Annotated in this window: 20 protein-coding genes; 9 read left to right on the forward strand and 11 right to left on the reverse strand. The window is 72.9% G+C overall.

From position 1 onward, the window contains the following. Positions 1 to 5: 5 nt before the first annotated feature. The 3 genes from paaC to paaE are packed head-to-tail and all read left to right on the forward strand — an operon-like array spanning position 6 to position 2,431. Entirely contained in the window at positions 6 to 887 is an 882-nt protein-coding gene (gene paaC, locus FB465_RS28135) for a 1,2-phenylacetyl-CoA epoxidase subunit PaaC (protein WP_145794985.1), read from the forward strand. Then, a complete protein-coding gene (gene paaD, locus FB465_RS28140) occupies positions 881 to 1,357 on the forward strand; it encodes a 1,2-phenylacetyl-CoA epoxidase subunit PaaD (RefSeq protein WP_145794986.1) in 477 nt (158 codons plus the stop codon). Before paaC ends, paaD begins: the two co-directional genes overlap by 7 nt. 9 nt (positions 1,358 to 1,366) lie before the next feature. Further along, on the forward strand, positions 1,367 to 2,431 hold the full coding sequence (gene paaE / locus FB465_RS28145) for a 1,2-phenylacetyl-CoA epoxidase subunit PaaE (RefSeq protein WP_145797643.1): 1,065 nt from the start codon (positions 1,367 to 1,369) through the stop codon (positions 2,429 to 2,431). Positions 2,432 to 2,716: 285 nt separating this feature from the next. Here paaE and FB465_RS28150 read toward each other — a convergent pair whose 3' ends face one another. Together FB465_RS28150 and FB465_RS28155 are read right to left on the reverse strand one after the other, a co-directional pair. Continuing rightward, on the reverse strand, positions 2,717 to 3,796 hold the full coding sequence (locus tag FB465_RS28150) for an FAD-dependent oxidoreductase (protein WP_145794988.1): 1,080 nt from the start codon (positions 3,794 to 3,796) through the stop codon (positions 2,717 to 2,719). Between the two features lie 34 nt (positions 3,797 to 3,830). Further along, on the reverse strand, positions 3,831 to 4,202 hold the full coding sequence (locus tag FB465_RS28155) for a YbjQ family protein (RefSeq protein WP_145794990.1): 372 nt from the start codon (positions 4,200 to 4,202) through the stop codon (positions 3,831 to 3,833). Positions 4,203 to 4,315: 113 nt separating this feature from the next. On the opposite strand from FB465_RS28155, the gene FB465_RS28160 reads away from it, so the two are divergent. Beyond that, the gene (locus tag FB465_RS28160; RefSeq protein ID WP_145794992.1) at positions 4,316 to 5,245 is read left to right on the forward strand and encodes a hypothetical protein; all 930 of its coding nucleotides are present in this window, start codon (positions 4,316 to 4,318) and stop codon (positions 5,243 to 5,245) included. Positions 5,246 to 5,279: 34 nt separating this feature from the next. Continuing rightward, entirely contained in the window at positions 5,280 to 5,990 is a 711-nt protein-coding gene (locus FB465_RS28165) for an aminoacyl-tRNA hydrolase (RefSeq protein ID WP_145794993.1), read from the forward strand. Between the two features lie 12 nt (positions 5,991 to 6,002). Here the strand turns inward: FB465_RS28165 and FB465_RS28170 are convergent, their stop codons facing one another. Continuing rightward, positions 6,003 to 6,740, reverse strand: coding sequence for an ABC transporter permease (locus tag FB465_RS28170; protein WP_145794995.1), 738 nt, complete (start codon positions 6,738 to 6,740; stop codon positions 6,003 to 6,005). After that, positions 6,737 to 7,645, reverse strand: a complete 909-nt coding sequence (locus FB465_RS28175) for an ABC transporter ATP-binding protein (RefSeq protein WP_145794996.1) — start codon at positions 7,643 to 7,645, stop codon at positions 6,737 to 6,739. Before FB465_RS28175 ends, FB465_RS28170 begins: the two co-directional genes overlap by 4 nt. Positions 7,646 to 7,780: 135 nt before the next feature. Between FB465_RS28175 and FB465_RS28180 the strand changes: the two genes are divergently transcribed. Together FB465_RS28180 and FB465_RS28185 are read left to right on the forward strand one after the other, a co-directional pair. Then, on the forward strand, positions 7,781 to 8,944 hold the full coding sequence (locus FB465_RS28180; protein WP_145794998.1) for a sensor histidine kinase: 1,164 nt from the start codon (positions 7,781 to 7,783) through the stop codon (positions 8,942 to 8,944). After that, positions 8,944 to 9,591: a response regulator gene (locus tag FB465_RS28185; RefSeq protein WP_170290822.1), complete on the forward strand. Its 648-nt coding sequence runs from the start codon at positions 8,944 to 8,946 to the stop codon at positions 9,589 to 9,591. The genes FB465_RS28180 and FB465_RS28185 overlap by 1 nt, the downstream gene beginning before the upstream one ends. A gap of 9 nt (positions 9,592 to 9,600) precedes the next feature. Here the strand turns inward: FB465_RS28185 and FB465_RS28190 are convergent, their stop codons facing one another. The 3 genes from FB465_RS28190 to modA all read right to left on the reverse strand — a co-directional run bounded on the left by FB465_RS28190 (position 9,601) and on the right by modA (position 12,549). Then, a complete protein-coding gene (locus FB465_RS28190; RefSeq protein WP_145795002.1) occupies positions 9,601 to 10,656 on the reverse strand; it encodes an ABC transporter ATP-binding protein in 1,056 nt (351 codons plus the stop codon). Between the two features lie 226 nt (positions 10,657 to 10,882). Further along, complete coding sequence (locus tag FB465_RS28195) at positions 10,883 to 11,734, reverse strand: ABC transporter permease (protein ID WP_145795004.1); 852 nt, start codon at positions 11,732 to 11,734, stop codon at positions 10,883 to 10,885. Continuing rightward, entirely contained in the window at positions 11,731 to 12,549 is an 819-nt protein-coding gene (gene modA / locus FB465_RS28200) for a molybdate ABC transporter substrate-binding protein (protein WP_145795005.1), read from the reverse strand. The genes FB465_RS28195 and modA overlap by 4 nt, the downstream gene beginning before the upstream one ends. Positions 12,550 to 12,789: 240 nt before the next feature. Here modA and FB465_RS28205 point away from each other — a divergent pair, with 240 nt between their 5' ends. Further along, on the forward strand, positions 12,790 to 13,857 hold the full coding sequence (locus FB465_RS28205; protein WP_145795007.1) for an RNA ligase (ATP): 1,068 nt from the start codon (positions 12,790 to 12,792) through the stop codon (positions 13,855 to 13,857). Between the two features lie 53 nt (positions 13,858 to 13,910). Here FB465_RS28205 and FB465_RS28210 read toward each other — a convergent pair whose 3' ends face one another. The 4 genes from FB465_RS28210 to FB465_RS28225 form a co-directional block, all read right to left on the reverse strand. Then, positions 13,911 to 14,285 (reverse strand): hypothetical protein, encoded by a 375-nt coding sequence (locus FB465_RS28210; protein ID WP_145795009.1) that lies wholly within the window; start codon positions 14,283 to 14,285, stop codon positions 13,911 to 13,913. Positions 14,286 to 14,357: 72 nt separating this feature from the next. Further along, positions 14,358 to 14,744 carry a roadblock/LC7 domain-containing protein gene (locus FB465_RS28215; protein ID WP_246192872.1) on the reverse strand — a complete coding sequence of 129 codons (387 nt, stop codon included), beginning with the start codon at positions 14,742 to 14,744 and terminating at the stop codon, positions 14,358 to 14,360. 82 nt (positions 14,745 to 14,826) lie between these two features. Continuing rightward, positions 14,827 to 15,780 (reverse strand): DUF4388 domain-containing protein, encoded by a 954-nt coding sequence (locus FB465_RS28220; protein WP_145795012.1) that lies wholly within the window; start codon positions 15,778 to 15,780, stop codon positions 14,827 to 14,829. Next, on the reverse strand, positions 15,777 to 16,160 hold the full coding sequence (locus FB465_RS28225) for a hypothetical protein (protein WP_145795014.1): 384 nt from the start codon (positions 16,158 to 16,160) through the stop codon (positions 15,777 to 15,779). The genes FB465_RS28220 and FB465_RS28225 overlap by 4 nt, the downstream gene beginning before the upstream one ends. A 397-nt stretch (positions 16,161 to 16,557) precedes the next feature. Between FB465_RS28225 and FB465_RS28230 the strand changes: the two genes are divergently transcribed. Then, positions 16,558 to 17,919 carry a cytochrome P450 gene (locus tag FB465_RS28230; protein WP_145795016.1) on the forward strand — a complete coding sequence of 454 codons (1,362 nt, stop codon included), beginning with the start codon at positions 16,558 to 16,560 and terminating at the stop codon, positions 17,917 to 17,919. Positions 17,920 to 17,994: the final 75 nt, after the last annotated feature.

Consider the following 17,994-nt stretch of genomic DNA (forward strand, 5'->3'; position numbering starts at 1 on the left):
AGACCATGACCGACGACCACGTCTACCTGCACCTCTCCGAGGCCTCCGCGGAGCCCGAGGGCGAGGCCCGCTGGGCGTACGGCACCGGCTTCGCCGACCCGCTGCTCGGCGTCGACACCGCGCTCCCGCCCGGCATCGACGGCGCCGACCTGGCCGCGTACTGCCTGATGCTCGGCGACGACGCCCTGATCCTCGCCCAGCGCCTGATCGAGTGGTGCACCCGCGCCCCCGAGCTGGAGGAGGAGGTCGCCCTCGCCAACCTCGGCCTCGACCTGCTCGGCCAGGCCCGCCAGCTGCTCACCCGGGCAGGACAGGCCGACGGCACCGGCCGCAGCGAGGACGAGCTGGCGTACTGGCGCGAGGAGCACGAGTTCCGCAACGTCCGCCTGGTCGAGACCCCGAACGGCGACTTCGCGTACTCGATCGCCCGCCTGCTGCTCTTCTCCACCGCCCGGCACGCGCTCTACCAGCGGCTCAGCACCCACGCCGACCCGGTGCTCGCCGCCGTCGCAGCACGAGGCGTCAAGGAACTGGCCTACCACCAGGAGTACGCGACCGCGTGGACGCTCCGCCTCGGCGACGGCACGCCCTACTCCACCGCGCGGATGCAGGCCGGGCTGGACGCGGTCTGGCCGCTGCTGGACGAGCTCTTCACCCCGCACCTGGTGGAGGTCCGGCTCGGCACCGACCCGTCCGTCCTCCGCGAGCCCGTGCTGCAGGCCCTGACCGAGGTGATCGAGAAGGCCGGGCTCACCGTCCCGCAGGCCCTCCCGATGGCGCGGGTCGGCGGCCGGGCCGGCCGCGACGGCGTGCACACCGAGGCGCTCGGCCCGCTGCTGGCGGAGCTCCAGGTGGTGGCCCGCGCACACCCGGGGGCGACATGGTGACCACCCTGACCGCCTGGGAGGTCGCGGCAGCCGTCCCCGACCCCGAACTCCCGATGCTGACCCTCGCCGACCTCGGTGTGCTGGCCGGCGTCGAGGAGGACGGCGACGCCGTCACCGCCTGGCTGACCCCGACCTACTCCGGCTGCCCGGCCGTCGCCGAGATGGCCGCCGACGTCGACGCCCGCCTGCGGGCGGCCGGCTTCACCGACGTCCGGGTACGGCTGCGCCTGGACCCGCCGTGGAGCACCGACAGCATCACCGAGGAGGGCCGCCGCAAGCTGGCCGAAGCGGGGATCGCCCCTCCCGTGCACGGCGTGCTGCAGCTCGGCCCCACCCGGCACGTGGTCGGTTGCCCCCAGTGCGGCAGCCGGGACACCGAGGAGCTCTCCCGCTTCGGCTCCACCTCCTGCAAGGCGCTCTGGCGCTGCCGCAGCTGCCGGGAACCCTTCGAACGGATCAAGGAGATCTGAGTGAGCGCCATGGCCGTCCGCCGACCGACGTTCCACGAGCTGCCGATCGCGGTGGTGGAGCCGCTCTGCGAGGACGCGGTCGCGGTCACCTTCGAGGTGCCCCTGGACCTCGAAGGCGACTACGCCTTCCGGCCCGGCCAGACCCTCACCCTGCGCCGGATCGTCGACGGCGCGGACGAGCGCCGCTCGTACTCGATCTGCTCCGCGGTCGGCGGTCCGCTGCGGATCGCCGTGCGCGAGGTGCCCGGCGGGCTGTTCTCCCGATGGCTGGTCCGCGAGGCCGGTGCGGGGGACGCCATCGAGGTCCTGCCGCCCTCGGGCCTGTTCAGCCCGGAGCTGGGCACCCCGGCCGAGCACGTCCTGCTGGCCGCCGGTTCCGGCATCACCCCGATGCTCTCGATCGCGGGCTCCGTCCTGGCCGCCGACGAAAGGTCCCAGGTCACGCTGCTCTACGGGAACCGGCGCAGCGACACCGTGATGTTCGCCGACGAGCTCGCCGACCTGAAGGACCGTTACCTCGGCCGCTTCCAGCTGCTGCACGTGCTCTCCCGGGAGACCCGCGACGCCGAGCTGCTCAGCGGCCGGCTCGACCCGGAGCGGGTGAAGGCCCTGCTGGCCGCCCTGGTCGACACCCCGAACGTCGACCACTGGTGGCTCTGCGGCCCGTACGGCATGGTGTCCGGCGCCAAGTCGCTGCTCGCCGACCTCGGGGTGCCCGCCGAGCGCGTCCACCAGGAGCTCTTCCACGCCGAGGACGAGCCCGTCGCGGAGCGCGAAGAGGCCGTTGTGGACGGCGAGTTGAGCGAGGTCACCGTGGTGCTCGACGGCCGCTCGAGCACGCTGTCGCTGCCCCGGGACCGCTCGATCCTGGACGGCGCCCAACGGGCCCGCCCCGACCTGCCGTTCGCCTGCAAGGGCGGCGTCTGCGGCACCTGCCGGGCGCTGGTCTGCGACGGCGAGGTCGACATGCGGCGCAACTTCGCCCTGGAGGAGAAGGAACTGGCGGCCGGCTACGTGCTGACCTGTCAGGCCCGCCCCGTCTCCGACCGCGTCACCGTCGACTACGACCGTTGAGCGGCCCGGCACTTCGCCGTTGATCGCGTGCTTCGCTGCCCCCTCTTGCTTATGTGATCATTTGAGTTGCCCTGGGTGAAGATTTTGCGCAGGGTCACCTCAGTTCTTGATCAGTCCATCGGGGACAAATCGTCCGCCGCCGCAAGGGCATCCACCAGTAGGTCGGCAACCCGTGAGCATCGGGCATCCCAGGGGCGCGGGGAACTGCGCGAAGCGGTAGGGCACACGTCGTTGCCTTCCGCTCTCGCGCAGTTCCCCGCGCCCCTGCAGTTATCCCCAGCTGCCTCACGTCCTGGCGAACGCCGGCTCGCCCAGGAGCCTCACGATCCCGTTGACCGCCGCCCGCCCCGCGCGGTTGGCGCCGATGGTGCTGGCCGACGGTCCGTAACCCACCAGGTGAATGCGTGGGTCGGTGGCGGCCCGGGTGCCGTCCATCCTGATGCCGCCGCCGGGCCCGCGCAGGCCCAGCGGGGCGAGGTGGCCGACCTCGGGGCGGAAGCCCGTCGCCCAGACGATCACATCCACCGTCAACTCCTGGTCGCCCCAGGCGATCCCGTGCTCCGTCAGCCGGTCGAACATCGGGCGGCGGTGCAGCGCGCCCAACTCCTCCGCGCGCCGGTACGCGACCGAGGGGCCCAGGCCCGTGACGCTCACGACGCTGCGTACCGGCAGCCCCTGCCGCACCCGTTCCTCGACCATCGCGACCGCCGCCCGCCCGAACTCCGGGGTGAACGGTCCGTCCCGGTACACCGGCTCGGTCCGGGTCACCCAGACCGTCTCGGCCACCGCCGCCACCTCCGACAGCACGTGGATCGCCGAGGCGCCCCCGCCGACCACCACCACGCGCTTCCCGGCGAACTCCGCGGGCCCCCGGTAGTCCGCGTAGTGCAGCTGCCGCCCGCCGAAACGCCCGGGGTAGTGGGGGAGGAACGGCCGCGTCCACGTCCCCGTCGCGTTGATCAGCGCCCGTGCCGACCAGTCGCCCGCGTCGGTCTCGACCACCAGCCGCCCGTCCGGGAGCGAGCGCACCGCCCGTACGCGCACCGGGCGGACCACCGGCAGCGCGTGCTTGGCCTCGAACGCCGCGAAGTAACCCGGCACCACCTCGCGGGCGGGGGCCGTCGGGTCCGGTGGCGGGAGTTCGAAGTCGGGGAGGTCGTGGAAACCGTGCACCGTGGCCATCCGCAGCGAGGGGGAGCGGTGCGCCCAGGCGCCGCCGGGCGCCTCGTCCGCGTCCAGCACCACGAAGCCCTCGTAGGGAGCGAAGCCGCGCCGGCGCAGGTGATAGGCGGCGGACAAGCCCGCCTGCCCGGCGCCTATCACCACGACATCCACATTTGTTGCGGCGTAAACAGTCACGCCCATGAAACATAGCGCGCTCGAAACCTGTTCCCGGGGCTCAGCCCGCGGGAGCGATCACCACGGCCGTGCCGTACGCGCAGATCTCCGTTCCGAGATCAGCGGCCTCCGTGACGTCGAACCGCATCATCAGCACGGCATTGCCACCCCGTGCCTTGGTCTGCTCGACGAGCCGCTCCATCGCCTGGTTGCGGCTCTCCACCAGCGTCTTCGTCAGACCGCGCAGCTCACCGCCCAGCATCGACTTCAGCGAGGCGCCGATCTGGGTACCGATGTGACGGCTGCGCACCGTCAGACCGAAGACCTCGCCGATCACCCGGTCGACCCGGTGGCCGGGCACATCGTTGGTCGTGACCACCAGCACATCCGGGCTCGGGCCCTGCCCGCCGCCGTACTCGTCAAGGTTGCTCATTCCCCTATCCTGTGCGGCCGTTCGGCGTGTCGCCCGGTGGACATGCCCAAGACGGGTCCAAGAAGGTGGCACGCACCGGTGATCCGGCGGCGGGAAAGCCGTACCGTAGGCGCATGGGCGAGCGAAGCGATCATCCGCAGGGGCCGGGCGCGGCGGAGGACTCCGAGGCGCAGGAGATCGAGGCGACGGTGGTGCTCGGCATCCGCATCACCGACTGGCCCGCGCTGCGCGCGGCCGCGCGGGCGGCCGTCGAGGAACTGGACTTCGCCGGGATCGACCCGGCCGGTCAGCGGGAGGCGCTGCTGCGCGAGGTCTCCGAGGACCCGAACGCGGCCCTCGGCGCACTCCTCCACCCGGACCGGCTGGTCGCCGCCATCCCCGGCATCGAGGCGCTCGGCGGCACCCTGGAGATCAGCGTCACCGACGACTTCGCGCCCGACTTCGCCGAGCTCTTCCCGCTCGACCTGGACGGTGAGGACGGCGGCGCCGTCGGCGACTGGACGCTCACCCCGCGCACCGCGTGTCTCCTGCACACCCAGCTGATCACGCTGGCCGACGCCGCGTACGACGACCTGGAGGAGCACGAGGGCGACCCGATCACCGACGAGGAGGAGCAGGACTGGGCCGTGCTGGCCCGCCTCCCGCGCCGGACCTGGGGCATGCACCGCAGCTGGCGCCGCTCGGTGGCCCGCTCCTTCGACGACCTCGCCGACGACCTCGGGCTCGGCGAGTGGCCGCTGCCCCGCTGCCTCGCCGAGGAGGTGGCCCTGCGGCTGGCCCTCGCCGACGCCCGCGAACTCCTCGGCTCCCAGCCGCAGGCCGTCGCCGACATGATGGGCGACCTGCCCGTCGACCTGTACGACTACGACTGGGACGGCTGCGCGGACGAGCTCTTCGGCGTCTACGGCCCCGACGACGCCGACCCGGAGCTGGACGCCGTCGAGCGCACCGACCAGCTGCTCGCCGCCACCCACCCCGAGGGCTGGTTCCTCACCTACGAGGACGCCGAGGAACGCGACCCGGGCCGCGGCTACCGCCGCTGACGAGGCGGCACGGCGCCCCTGGCATGCTGGTGGGGTGACCTCACCGTTCGACGCTCCCAGCAGCCCGGCCGCGACCGACGACCGCGACGCCAACCCGCAGTACGTGCTCCCGCTCGTGGTCCGCCTGGAGCGGGACACGCCGCCGGCCCGTACCGACGCACTGGAGACCTCGGCCCGCGCGGTGCTGACTCTGCTCGCCGACCCCCGGGTCACCGACCCGGACGGCGAGTGGGCGGAGCGGGTCACCGCCTGGGAGGACGCCCGGATCCGCAAGGTGGTCCGCCGGGCCAGGGGCGGGGAGTGGCGCAAGGCAGGCGAGCTGCCCGGCATCACCGTGACCGGGGAGAGCGCCGAGGTCCGGGTCTTCCCGCCCGTCCCGCTGGACGGCTGGCCGAAGGAGCTCGCCAAGCTCCAGGTCTCCGGCACCGACCTGGACGACCCGGCGGAGCCCGCCGCCCCCGCCCCCGGCATCCCCGTCCTCTGGCTCAACCCCGAACTCGAGATGAGCGCCGGCAAGACCATGGCCCAGACCGGCCACGCCGCCCAGCTCGCCTGGTGGCGCCTCGACGACACCCGGCGCAAGGAGTGGGCCGAGGCCGGCTTCCCGCTCGCCGTCCGGACGGCAACGCCCGCCGCCTGGGCCGAACTGACGACCGCTGACCTCCCGCTGGTCCGGGACGCGGGCTTCACCGAGATCGCCCCCGGCAGCTGCACCGTCGTCGCGGACCACCCGGCGCTGCGGTAACCGGCGCCCCGGTCAGGCGTCGTGACGCTGGAGGGAGCGGTGGCCGCCGTAGGCCGCTGCGGCGGACCAGACGGCCATGACGAGCAGCCCGGTCCAGTGGCCGTAGTGGATCTGTGGGTCGTCGAGGTTGCGCAGGGCGTACTGGCCGGCCCGGTCGGGGAGGAACTGGACCACCTCCCGGACGCCGGGGACGGCGCTGAGCAGAGGCGTGGCCAGGAAGATGGTCGGGGTGAGCAGGCCCATCGCTGCCGTGAGGTTGCGCAGCATCGCGGTGGCACCGAGGCAGAGCACGACCAGCAGCGGTTGGTAGAGCACGCCCGCCACGGCGCTGCGCACCATCCCCGGGGCGTTCGGGTCCACGCCCACGGTGGCGTCGCTGGCCAGGAAGCAGCCGGCCGTGGCGGCGAGGCCGACGGCGGCCCCGACGCCCGCCCCCAGGGCGAGCTTGCTCCCGTAGAGCAGGCCGCGCCGGGGCACCGCCGTCAGCGAGCTGCGGATCGTGCCGGAGCCGTACTCCTGGCCGATCAGCAGTACCCCGAAGCAGACCAGGGCGACCTGGCCGAAGTTGAGGCCGTAGTAGATGCCGACGCTCGGGTCGTCGGTGATCGAGGTGTCGATGTCGCCGTACGCGATCTGGACGGTGGCGGTGAGGCCGACGGTGAGGACCAGGGCGAGCAGCGGGGTCACCCACTGGGAGCGCAGGGTGGTGAGCTTGGTCCACTCGGAGCGCAGGACGGTCGTGGTGGTCATGCCGCCACCGCCCGGTACTCGACGCTGTCCGCGGTCATCCGCATGAATGCCTCCTCCAGAGAGTCCTGTTGGACCGTGATCTCGTACAGCACCACGCCGTTGGCCGCCGCCAGCGAGGCGATGGATTCGGGCTCGGCGCCGGTGACCTCCCAGGCGCCGCCGTCGACCGGCTCGGCGGCCAGGCGCGAGCCGCTCAGCAGGGCGGCCAGCTTCTCGGCGTCCACCGCCCGGACCCGCACCCGGCTACGGCCGTGGCGGTCGATGAAGTCGGGCGTGGTGGAGTCGGCGAGCAGCCGGCCCCGTCCGATCACCACCAGGTGGTCAGCCGTCAGCGCCATCTCCGACATCAGGTGCGAGGAGACCAGCACCGCCCGGCCCTCGGCCGCGAGGCCGCGCAGCAGGGTACGGATCCAGCGGATGCCCTCCGGGTCGAGGCCGTTGACCGGCTCGTCGAGCATCAGCACCGGCGGGTCGCCGAGCAGGGCGGCCGCGACGCCCAGGCGCTGACGCATGCCCAGGGAGAATCCCTTGATCCGTTTGCGGCCGACGTCCGCCAGGCCCACCTGGGCGAGTACCGCCTCCACCCGGGACTCCGGGAGGTCGTTGCTGTGCGCCAGCCAGCGCAGGTGGCCCCGGGCCGTCCGGCCGCCGTGGACGGCGTGCGCGTCCAGCAGCGCGCCGACCTGCCGCAGGGGGTCGGCCAGCTCCGCGTACGGGCGCCCGGCGACCAGGGCGCGGCCGGCGGTGGGGCGGTCCAGGCCGAGGATCATCCGCATCGTGGTGGTCTTGCCCGCCCCGTTGGGCCCGAGGAAGCCCGTCACCACTCCCGGCCGGACCTCGAACTCGAGGCCGTCTACGGCGAGGGTCTCCCCGTACGACTTGCTGAGGCCCTGTACTTCGATCATCTCTGCCTCCCTGACTCGTTGTTGACGTCACCCATTCGACCGGGGCGGACCGGGTGGGCGGATCCCGCCGGGGAGGGGCGTGCCTCCCTCTCCGGAGGGAGGCGGTGAACGGGTCTGAGCTGGCACGATGGCGGGGTGTCCAAGATCTTCGCCCCGCTGTTCCAGGCGTCCACCTATGCGAGGTGGCTGCACCTGCTGATCGGGTTGGTGTTCGCGGGGGTGGTGCTGCTGGTCTACCCGGGCACCGAAGGCCCGTCGACCACGCGGATGTTGGCGGTCAGTGCCGTGCTGGACACCGTGCTGCTCTCCGCCGCCGCGCTGGTGCCGGCCATGCGGCGGGCGGAGGGGGTGCAGGCGCGGCTGCTGCTGATGCCCGAGCGGGAGCAGGACATCGGCGCGGCGCCCTCGCGGAGTTGGGGGGACCGGCGGCGTACGGCGGGTTGGCTGATCGCCAGGGTCGGGCTGGGGGTGCTGGTCGGGTACGCGACCCTCCGCGCGCTCGACGGGGCGGTGCGGCTGGTGGTGGCGCCGGACGCGTACCGGAGCGCAGTCCCGTTGCTGGTACCGGTGCTGCTGTTCGCGCTGCTCTGGTTGGTGGTGTTCGCGGGTCGGCTTCAACTCGCGCTCGCGGTAAGGCTGCTGGGTCCCTCGCCCGCCGAACGACTGGCCGAGGCCGAACTGCGCGCCGAGCGACTGCTGGAGCGCAACCGTCTGGCTCGCGAGCTGCACGACTCGATCGGCCATGCCCTGACGGTGACGGTCCTTCAGGCCGGAGCCGCGCGGGAGGTGGCGGACCCCGCCTTCGTGGCCAAGGCGCTGGAGGTGATCGAGGAGACCGGGCGGCAGGCGATGGACGACCTCGAACGGACCCTCGTCCTGCTCCGCGAGACCCCCGAGGGCGCCGCGGTGGAACGGCCCGGGATCGACCAGCTGCCAAGGCTGTTCGAGACCGCCCGGGCGGCGGGGAGCCCGGTCGAGGCGTGGATCGACGTACCGACGGGCCGGCTGCCCGGGGTGCTCTCCCGGGAGTCCTACCGGATCGTCCAGGAGGCGGTGACCAACGCCCTGCGGCACTCGCCCGGCGAGCCGATCGCCGTCCGCATCGCGGTCAGGGACGGTCAGTTGGAACTGCGCTGCGTCAACGCCCTTACCGGCAACGGCAGTACCCGCCGGGGCGGCGGCAAGGGCCTGCGCGGTGTGCGCGAGCGGGCCGTCCTGCTCGGCGGCGAGGCAGAGGCCGGCGGGCGGGACGGCGAGTGGGTGCTCGCCGTGCGGCTGCCCCTACGCTTGGGCGCGTGATGATCGACATCCTGCTGGTGGACGACGAGGAGCTGGTCCGGGCCGGGTTGCGGGCCGTCCTGGAGGCGCAGGGCGACCTGCGGGTGGTCGGCGAGGCCGGCGACGGGGCACAGGCGCTGTCGCTGGCCCGCTCGTTGCGGCCGGACGTGGTGCTGATGGACGTCCGGATGCCCGAGGTGGACGGGCTGGCGGCCACCCGGGCCATCCTCAAGGCCTCGGCCGAGCCGCCGAAGATCCTGGTCATCACCACCTTCGAGAACGACGACTACGTCTACGAGGCGCTACGGGCCGGCGCCGACGGCTTCCTGCTCAAGCGCGCCCGCCCGGCCGAGATCGCGCACGCCGTCCGGCTGGTCGCCGCGGGGGAGTCGCTGCTCTTCCCGGCGGCGATCCGACGCCTCGCGGCCGGCCACGGCAACCAGCCCGCCCGGGACTCGATGGCCCGGGCAGCACTGACCGAGCGGGAGTCCGAGGTGCTGCGCCTGATGGCGCGCGGGCTCTCGAACGGCGAGATCGCCGAGCAACTCCACCTCGGCGTGCAGACGGTCAAGACGCACGTCAGCAGCGTCCTGGCGAAGCTCGGCGCCCGCGACCGCACCCAGGCGGTCATCGCTGCCTACGAGTCGGGGTTCGTCGAGCCGGGCTAGGCGGCCCGTCTACGCCGGGTAGGCGTGGGTCTGGGCGGCTTTGACGGAGGCCCAGACGGTGGCGCCCGGGGCGAGGTCGAGTTCGGCGGCGGCGGCGGGGGTGAGGTCGGCGGCCAGGGGGAGCTCGCCGGTGAGGTCGACGCGGACCTGGTCGCCGTGCAGGTCGAGGCCGGCCACCTCCAGCTGCCAGACGTTGCGGGCGCTGGAGTCCGGGCGGCTTCGGTGGAGTACGACGGCGGAGGGCGGGAAGGCCACGAAGGCGGGCCCGGTCAGGTCCTCGGTGGTGGCGAGCCGGGGCCCGGCGGGGAGCTTGACGGTGTGTCCGTCCGCGGTGCCCTGGTAGAGGTTCAGGCCGACCAGGCGGGCGATGTAGTCGGTGCGCGGGTGGCGGGCGATCTCGGACGGCGTACCGGACTGGACCTCGCGCCCGTCCTCGATCACCACCAGGCGGTCGGCCAGCACCATGGCGTCCAGCGGGTCGTGCGTGACCAGGACGGCCACCGCCTCGAACTCGGCGAGGTGGCGGCGCAGCTGCGCCCGTACGTCCAGCCGGGTGCGCGCGTCCAGGGCGGCCAGCGGCTCGTCGAGCAGCAGCAGGCGGGGGCGGACGGCCAGGGCGCGAGCCAGGGCCACCCGCTGGGCCTGGCCGCCGGAGAGGGCGCCGGGCTTGGCGTCGGCATGCTCGGCGAGGCCCATCCGCTTCAGCCAGGGCAGTGCCGCGGCCCGGGAGGCCTTCCTGTTCAGGCCCTGGCAGCGCAGGCCGAAGGCGATGTTGTCGAGGGCGCTGAGGTGCGGGAAGAGCAGGTAGTCCTGGAAGACCACACCGACGGGCCGGGCCTCGGCGGGGGTGTGCAGGCCGGTGGCCGGGTCCTCCACGAGGGCGCCGTCGAGACGGAGGTGTCCCGCGGTGAGCGGGAGCAGCCCGGCGAGGGCGCGCAGCGCGGTGGACTTGCCCGCTCCGTTGGGTCCGAGCAGGGCGATGACCTCGCCGGGTGCGGCGGACAGGGTCAGGTCGAGCCGGAAAGCCGACCGTTCGACCCGCAGGTGGGCGTCGAGCGCGTTCATGAAGTGCTTTCCGGCCGGTGGGGTGGGCGAGCGAGCCGAAGGGCGCGCCGGTGCCGACTGTGCAGATCAGCGGCTCCGCCGCGGGGACGACTGACAAGCGACGAGGGAGCGCCGGAAGGAGGAGCGTCGGCGCCGGGTACGAGCGCCCGGAGGCGAGCCGAGCCACAAAAAGAGGGGTGCGGGCAGGAGAACTCCCCTGCGGCTCTCCTGCCCACTTGATAGTGCCTCATGGGGCTGACATCCATCGGTCGCGCAGCCCGGCCAGGACCGCGATCGAGACGGCGAGCAGCACCAGGCTGAGTGCGATCGCCGCCTCCGGGTCGGACTCCATGGCGAGGTAGACCGCGAGCGGCATGGTCTGGGTCTGGCCCGGGAAGTTGCCGGCGAAGGTGATGGTGGCGCCGAACTCGCCGAGTGCCCGGGCCCAGGCCAGCACCGCGCCCGCCCCGATGCCCGGGGCGATCAGCGGCAGCGTGACCCGCCGGAAGGCGGTGAGCCGGGAGGCGCCGAGGGTCGCGGCCGCCTCCTCGTAGCGGGGATCGGCGGCACGCAGCGCGCCCTCGACGCTGATCACCAGGAACGGCATCGCGACGAAGGCCTCCGCGAGCACCACCCCCGAGGTGTGGAACGGCAGCGTGATCCCGAAGGCCGAGTCCAGCCAGCGCCCGACGATGCCGTTGCGCCCGAGCACGAGCAGCAGCGCCACCCCGCCGACCACCGGCGGCAGTACCAGCGGCAGGGTGACCAGGGCCCGGATGATCCGGCGCCCCGGGAACTCCGTCCGGGCCAGCAGCCAGGCCAGCGGCACGCCCAGCACCAGCGACACCCCCGTGGCCGCCGTTGCGCAGATCAGCGAGAGCCGCAGGGCGTCCCAGACCTCGGTGCTGGTGAGCTGCTCGGGCAGCGCGCTCCACGGAGCCCGGATCAGCAGTCCGGCCAGCGGCAGGACGAGGAACGTGAGCCCGAGCAGGGCCGGCAGCAGCAGCGCGTACGGCACACGGTGTGCGCGCCGCCGCCGCGCGCGAGCCAGCGAAGGGTCCGCAGGCTCGCGCGCGGCGGTCGGCAGGAGCTTGCTCACGGTGCCTGGAAGCCCGCCGCGGTGAGCACCTGCTGGGCCTCGGCCGACTGGATGTACTCCACGAAGGCGGCTGCCGCGGTGGCGTTGGGCGCCTTGGTGAGTGCGGCGATCGGGTAGTCGTTCACGGCCTTGGCGGCCTCGGGGAAGTCCACACCGTCGATCTTCGCAGCATCGGCCTTCACATCGGTCCGGTACACCAGGGAGGCGTCGACCTCGCCGAGCTCGACCTTGGTGAGTGCGCCCTTGACGTCCTGCTCCAGGGTGACGGGGGTGAGGTTGACCCCGCCCGCCTTGAGGGCTTCCACGGCGGCGGCGCCGCACGGCACCTCCTTCGCGCACAGGGCGACCTTCAGGCCGGAGCCGGCCAGGTCCTTGAGCGCGGCGATGTGCTTGGGGTTGCCCTTGGGCACGGCGATCTCGAGGGTGTTGCGGACGAATACCTTGGGGTCGGCGCCGGCGGCCTTGGCGTCGGTGACGGTCTTCATGGTCTTGGTACTGGCGGCGGCGAAGACGTCCGCAGGGGCGCCGGAGACGATGCTCTGGGCCAGCGCGGAGCTGCCGCCGAAGTTGAACTTGACCGTGACGCCCGGGTGGGCCGCCTCGAACTTCTTGCCCAGGGCGGTGAAGCTCTCCTTGAGCGAGGCGGCCGCGAAGACCGTGACCGTGCCGGAGAGCTTGGGGGCGGCGGCAGTCGAGGAGGCCGAGCTGTCGCCGGCCGCCGGCTTGGAACCGTCGCTGCTGCAGGCGGTGAGCCCGCCGGCCAGAGCGATGACGGCGGCGGCTGCGACGGCGGTGCGGCGGGTGGTGGTGATCATGAGGTGGTTCCCCTCCTGCCGTGCCGGGTAGGCACGGGGGCTGCGGTGGTGATAGCGATCATAGTGCCGCAGTTGCGGCCTGAAAATCCTCTGTCGCATTGCACAGGCCATGATCTGGGCAGCGTGATGCCCGCATGTGCGAAGCGTCAAACCGGCCCGAAGGTCGAAAACCTGTCGCAGCCGATGGTGATCACCGACCAGAGTTGTCCCCGTTGAGAACCACGGGGAGGGGAAGTACCCATGTCGACATTGCGGGTCACCGCCGAGAGGCTGACCATCCTGGAGCACCCGAACGCCGATGCCCTGGAGCTCGCCCAGATCGGCCTCTACCGGGCGGTGGTGGCCAAGGGCGCGTACCGGACCGGTGAGCTGGCCGTCTACATCCCGGAGCAGGCCGTGCTGCCGGCCGGGCTGATCGAGGAGCTGGGCCTGACCGGGCGGCTCGCGGGGAGCAACGCGGACAGGGTCAAGGCGGTACGGCTGCGCGGCGAGCTCTCCCAGGGCATCGTCTGCCGCCCCCGCGCGCTGGCCGGTACGGACCTGGCCGAGGCCGCGGCGGCCGGTGAGGACTTCGCCGAGGCCCTCGGCATCACCAAGTGGGCCCCGCCGATCCCGACCGCCATGAACGGCGAAGTCGAGTCCGCGCCCGATCTGCTGCCCTGGGTGGACATCGAGAACCTCAAGCGCTTCCCGGACATCTTCGAGCCCGGCGAGCCGGTGGTGGTCACCGAGAAGTTGCACGGCAGTTGCTGCCTGGTCACCTTCCACGCCGACTCCGGGGCCGTGCAGGTCTCCTCCAAGGGGATCGGCGCGCAGGGCCTGGCGCTCAAGGAGGACGAGAAGAACCTGTACTGGCGCGCGGTACGTGCGCACGGCATCCCGGCGGTCGCCGCCCGGCTGGCCGAGCGCCTCGGCGCGAGCCGGGTCGGCATCTTCGGCGAGGTCTTCGGCGCAGGCGTCCAGGACCTGACGTACGGGGAGTCCGGCCGGACCGAGCTGCCCGGGTACGCCGCCTTCGACGTATCGGCGGTGATCGACGGTCAGCTGCGCTGGCTGGACGCGGCCGAACTGCTCGCGGGTGAGCTGCCGTTGGCGCCGCAGCTGTGGAGCGGGCCGTTCGACCCGCAGGCCGTGCTCGAGCTGGCCGAGGGCCGGGAGACGGTCTCCGGGCGGGCCCTGCACATCCGGGAGGGCGTCGTGGTCCGGCCGGTGGCCGAGCGGTACAGCACGGTGCTGGGCGGCCGGGCGATCGCCAAGGTGGTCGGCGGTGCGTACCTGACCCGCAAGGGCGGCACCGAGTACGAGTGAGCGGCCGGGGGGTGTTCCGCTGCCCCGCAGCAGCGGAACACCCCCCGGGGGTCTCAGACCTCCAGATCGGCCTCGAGACGGGCGAGTTGGTGCCTCGCCATGGCCAGGTTGGCCCGGCCCTTGTCGAGCGCCAGGTACAGGAAGAGGCCCTTCCCGGTCCGGCTCGTCAGCGGCCTGATCAGGTGGTACTGGCTGGTGAGGCTGATGAGGATGTCCTCGATCCCGTCCTTGAGGCCGAGCAGCTCCATCGTCCGCATCTTGGCGCGCACCACGTCGGTGTTGCCGGCCGAGGCGACACTCAGGTCCAGCCCGTGGCCGCCGTCCACGGTGCCGAGGGCCATGCCGCTGTTGTAGTCCACGAGCGCGGCCCCGATGGCCCCGTCCACCGTGGTCATCGCGTGCCGGAGTGCGCTGTCTACATCTGCCATGTCGGTCTTCGTTCCTTCGCTGTCGTTGGTGGTGTGCAGGGACTCATCGCCGGATTCTGGTCGTGTTCGCCGTCACCCCACCTCCTTGGGGCCGATGGCCTCGTGGAGGAGGGTGCCGACGCGCTCGGCGGACCGTCGTCCCTCCAGGTGCATGCGCCCGACGTTGACGTCCGGATGGGCGAGCACGGTGAGGACGCAGACGGTGCCCGCCGCGTACGTCGCGACATAGCCGTGCTCCCCCCGCACCAGGGACTCCCTGAACTCGCCCTGCCCGGTGACGTCGGCGAGGCGCTGGGCCACGCCGAGGGCCGCGGCCGTCAGGGCGGCCAGGCCGGAGGGCTCGGTGTCGTGCGTGTCGTGAGCCATCAACAGGCCGTCCACACTCGCCACCAGGCCGCCCGCCAGATGCGGTACCCGGTGTTTCAGCGCACGGAGTTCGGCCAGGAGGTCGGTTTCCAACGCGGTCAGATGTCTCCTTCCGGCGCGCTGCTTCAGAGCCCGCCTCATGGACACGAGGGCGGGGCCGCGGGCGGAAAGGAAGTCAAAGTCGGGCCTCCAGTGCGGTGAGGACCCGGGTCAGCAGGGCGACGTCCGGGTCGAGTACGGACAGCGGGTGGTCCGCTGCGAGCCATGGACGGCGGGGCGCGGGCACCCCGGTGGATCTGCCGGTGCCCGTGGCCGGGTGTCCGGCGGGGAGGGTCGCACCGGGCGTTCGGCGATGGAGGCCGACCGAGGTGCGGGCCGTCCCACCCGCGGGGGCGCCGCGGGCGTCGTCCTCGGGGGCGCCGTCCGGCGGGGCACGGTCGTCCGGCGGGGTCGCGACCAGTCCGGCCGCCGCCAGCCGCCGTACGTCGGCCATGGTGGCGAAGGCGGAGCGGCCCAGTACGCGGGCGAGCTCCGCCGGGGTTCTCCGGCCGTCGGCGTGGTGCAGCACTTCGCTCCGGCGAGGGCCGGCCGCGGGTCCGCGCAGTGCCCGTGCGATGGGTACGACGGGGGCGGAGTCGACCTGTGGCCAGGGCCAGATCCGTTCCAGCAGGTCCCGGCGGCGTACCGTCTCGTGCCGCAGCCGCCGTGCGCTCACCGGGCTCACCGGGCCGAACCAGTGCCGAACGCCGGGTTCGAAGAAGGTCGCCGCGGGCCGAGCGCTCAGCGCGAAGAAGGCCGCGTCGTAGAGCGCCCCCAGGTGGCAGAGCTCCAACTCGCCCTGGGTCAGCAGCCCCTGTTCGACGAGCATCCGGCCGACCCGGCATTCCGGGCCGAACCGGCGTACGGTCTCGTGCCAGGCTTCGGGCGAGACCCGGCCGGATGCGGTCAGGAGGGAGGCCGGCCCGGGCGCCCGTCCGCTCTCGGCGTGGGTGACCATGCCGTCCACGAAGTAGACCGCTCCGGCCTCGCTGTGCAGGGCGCCGGTCGCGCGGGCCTCGGCCAGGCGCTCGACGGCCTCGCCAGGTGGCTGAAAGGTTATGTGTCCGGCGCCCTGTGCGGCGGCTGTCATCCCAGGACCAGCTCCTCGGCCAGCGCCTGCAGCCGGAACCGCGCGGAGGCGAGGTTTCCCTCGGACCGGTCGAGCCAGAGATGCAGCGCGAGCCTGCTGTCGAAGACGGTGTCGACGAAGCAGAGCAGGTGGTAACTCCGGCCGGCGGTGATGATGATGTCCTGCAGGGGCCTGTGCAGGTCCTCGGCGTCGGTGAAGGTGGGACTGTCAGCAGCCGCCCGCACCAGGTCAGTTGCCTCCGCGGCGGCGGTCTCGTGGTCCCCGGTCGGGCTGTCGCCTGCGGTGCCGAGGGCGAGTCCGCTGCTCCAGTCGATGAGGCTCACGCCGCGTGCGCCGACGATCGTCATCGCCTCGGACAGGCAGTCATCGATACCCGGCACGCGGGCTCCTTCGGGGGCATGGCGGCAGACCGCGGGCACGCAGGCTGCCGCAGAGGCCGCTACTTCGGGTGGCGCTTCCGACACGGAAGGCTACTGGCGGTTGATGTACGACGAAAATCCCATAGGCATATTCGAGGTCGAGGCGACCAGTTTCAGCCATCTTCGACACGCTCCGCCGCCTGTGGAACCCGCTGAGCGCCCCGGGGGGCCGTCCGTCCCGGCGGGCCCAACTGGGCGGCGACCTTGGCCGATTCGCAGCCCGTGGCGCCGCGCCACCCCCATGGGCCGGGGCGTCCGGTCGTATTCGAATAAACGCCCCGATGAGCCCCTTTTGGGCTGATGATTCGTCAGTTAGCGTGTCGAACACGTACATCCGTTCCAGCTCAGGAGGGATGCCATGCCGGCCACCCGAATACCCGGACCGCCCGGACTGCCGTTCATCGGTTCGCTGCTCGACCTCACCCGCAACCCGCTGCGGACCTACCTGGACGCGCGCCGCGACTACGGGGACGTGGTGCGCTTCAGCGCGGGGCCGCCGGGGCTGCGGGTCGAGTTCTACATGGTCTTCTCCCCGGAGGGGGCCCAGCAGGTGCTGGGCGGCCAGGCGGCCAACTTCCGCAAGGAGAACGTGCTGTACGAGGAGGTCAGAACCAGCATCGGCAACGGCCTGCTCACCGCGCAGGACGCCGACTACCAGCGCCAACGACGCCTGATCCAACCGCTGTTCACCCGCCGCCGGGTGGACGGCTACGCCGACGCGATCGGCGTCGAGGCGGAGGCGCTGGTCGAACGCTGGGCCGCGGTGCCGGACGGGGTGGTGGACGCGGTCGGCGAGATGTCCCGCTTCGCCCTGCGGGCCGTGGCCCGGATCCTCTTCGGCACCGACGTCGAGGCCGCGATCGGGGCGGTGCGGAGCAGCTTCCCGGTGCTCGGGGCGTACATCCTGGAACGCGGCTTCGCCCCCGTCCGGGTCCCGCGCCAGTGGCCGACGCCCGGGAACCGCAGGGCACTTGCGGCGCAGGAGGAGCTCTACGGGGTCTGCGACGCCATCATCGAGAGACGGGCCGGCGCCGCCGAACGCGGCGGGGCGGAGCCCGACGATCTGCTCGGGCTCCTCGCGGCGGCGCGCGGCGAGGACGGCGAGCGGCTGGACGCGGCCGAACTCCGCGATCAGGTCCTGGTCTTCCTGCTGGCAGGACACGAGACCACCGCCACCTCGCTCACCTTCGCCCTCCACCTCCTCGGCAGGCACCCCGAGGAGCAGAAGCGGGCCAGGGAGGAGATCGAGGAGGTGCTCGGCGACCGCCGGCCGGAGGCGGGAGACCTGGAGCGACTGCCGTACCTCACCCGGGTGCTGAAGGAGGCGATGCGGCTCTACCCGGCGGCCGGGGTGATCGGGCGGCGGGCGGTCGCGGAGTGCGAGATCGGTGGCCGGCTCATCCCCGCCGGGGCGGAGGTGGTCCTCTCGCCGTGGGTCACCCACCGGCACCCGGACCACTGGGAGGACCCGGACCGCTTCGACCCCGACCGCTTCACCCCGGAGCGCGAGGCGGCCCGGCACCGGTACGCCTGGTACCCGTTCGGCGGCGGGCCGCGCGCGTGCATCGGGCAGCACTTCTCCATGCTGGAGTCGGTGCTGGCACTGGCCGCACTGCTGCGCGCCTTCGAGGTCGAGGCCGTCGACACCGAGGTGCCGGTCGGCCAGGCGCTCACCCTGCACGCGGACGGCCCGGCCCGGATCCGGCTGACGGCCCGCTAGCGGGGCCCGGTGGGGCGTGCCGGGCGTCCGGTACGCCCCCGTCGTCTCACCTCACCTCACCTCACTTCACTTCAC

This window comes from Kitasatospora atroaurantiaca (genome assembly GCF_007828955.1).
GTDB classification, from domain to species: Bacteria; Actinomycetota; Actinomycetes; order Streptomycetales; family Streptomycetaceae; genus Kitasatospora; species Kitasatospora atroaurantiaca.

What these genes read in the sequence shown, in the direction of transcription:
- paaD (WP_145794986.1), top strand. Translation starts at nt 881, where the DNA reads ATGGTGACCACCCTGACCGCCTGGGAGGTCGCGGCAGCCGTCCCCGAC.
- FB465_RS28150 (WP_145794988.1), bottom strand. Translation starts at nt 3,796, where the DNA reads ATGGGCGTGACTGTTTACGCCGCAACAAATGTGGATGTCGTGGTGATA.
- FB465_RS28155 (WP_145794990.1), bottom strand. Translation starts at nt 4,202, where the DNA reads ATGAGCAACCTTGACGAGTACGGCGGCGGGCAGGGCCCGAGCCCGGAT.
- paaE (WP_145797643.1), top strand. Translation starts at nt 1,367, where the DNA reads ATGGCCGTCCGCCGACCGACGTTCCACGAGCTGCCGATCGCGGTGGTG.
- FB465_RS28160 (WP_145794992.1), top strand. Translation starts at nt 4,316, where the DNA reads ATGGGCGAGCGAAGCGATCATCCGCAGGGGCCGGGCGCGGCGGAGGAC.
- FB465_RS28230 (WP_145795016.1), top strand. Translation starts at nt 16,558, where the DNA reads ATGCCGGCCACCCGAATACCCGGACCGCCCGGACTGCCGTTCATCGGT.
- FB465_RS28185 (WP_170290822.1), top strand. Translation starts at nt 8,944, where the DNA reads ATGATCGACATCCTGCTGGTGGACGACGAGGAGCTGGTCCGGGCCGGG.
- modA (WP_145795005.1), bottom strand. Translation starts at nt 12,549, where the DNA reads ATGATCACCACCACCCGCCGCACCGCCGTCGCAGCCGCCGCCGTCATC.
- FB465_RS28205 (WP_145795007.1), top strand. Translation starts at nt 12,790, where the DNA reads ATGTCGACATTGCGGGTCACCGCCGAGAGGCTGACCATCCTGGAGCAC.
- FB465_RS28170 (WP_145794995.1), bottom strand. Translation starts at nt 6,740, where the DNA reads ATGACCACCACGACCGTCCTGCGCTCCGAGTGGACCAAGCTCACCACC.
- FB465_RS28210 (WP_145795009.1), bottom strand. Translation starts at nt 14,285, where the DNA reads ATGGCAGATGTAGACAGCGCACTCCGGCACGCGATGACCACGGTGGAC.
- FB465_RS28175 (WP_145794996.1), bottom strand. Translation starts at nt 7,645, where the DNA reads ATGATCGAAGTACAGGGCCTCAGCAAGTCGTACGGGGAGACCCTCGCC.
- FB465_RS28190 (WP_145795002.1), bottom strand. Translation starts at nt 10,656, where the DNA reads ATGAACGCGCTCGACGCCCACCTGCGGGTCGAACGGTCGGCTTTCCGG.
- paaC (WP_145794985.1), top strand. Translation starts at nt 6, where the DNA reads ATGACCGACGACCACGTCTACCTGCACCTCTCCGAGGCCTCCGCGGAG.
- FB465_RS28220 (WP_145795012.1), bottom strand. Translation starts at nt 15,780, where the DNA reads ATGACAGCCGCCGCACAGGGCGCCGGACACATAACCTTTCAGCCACCT.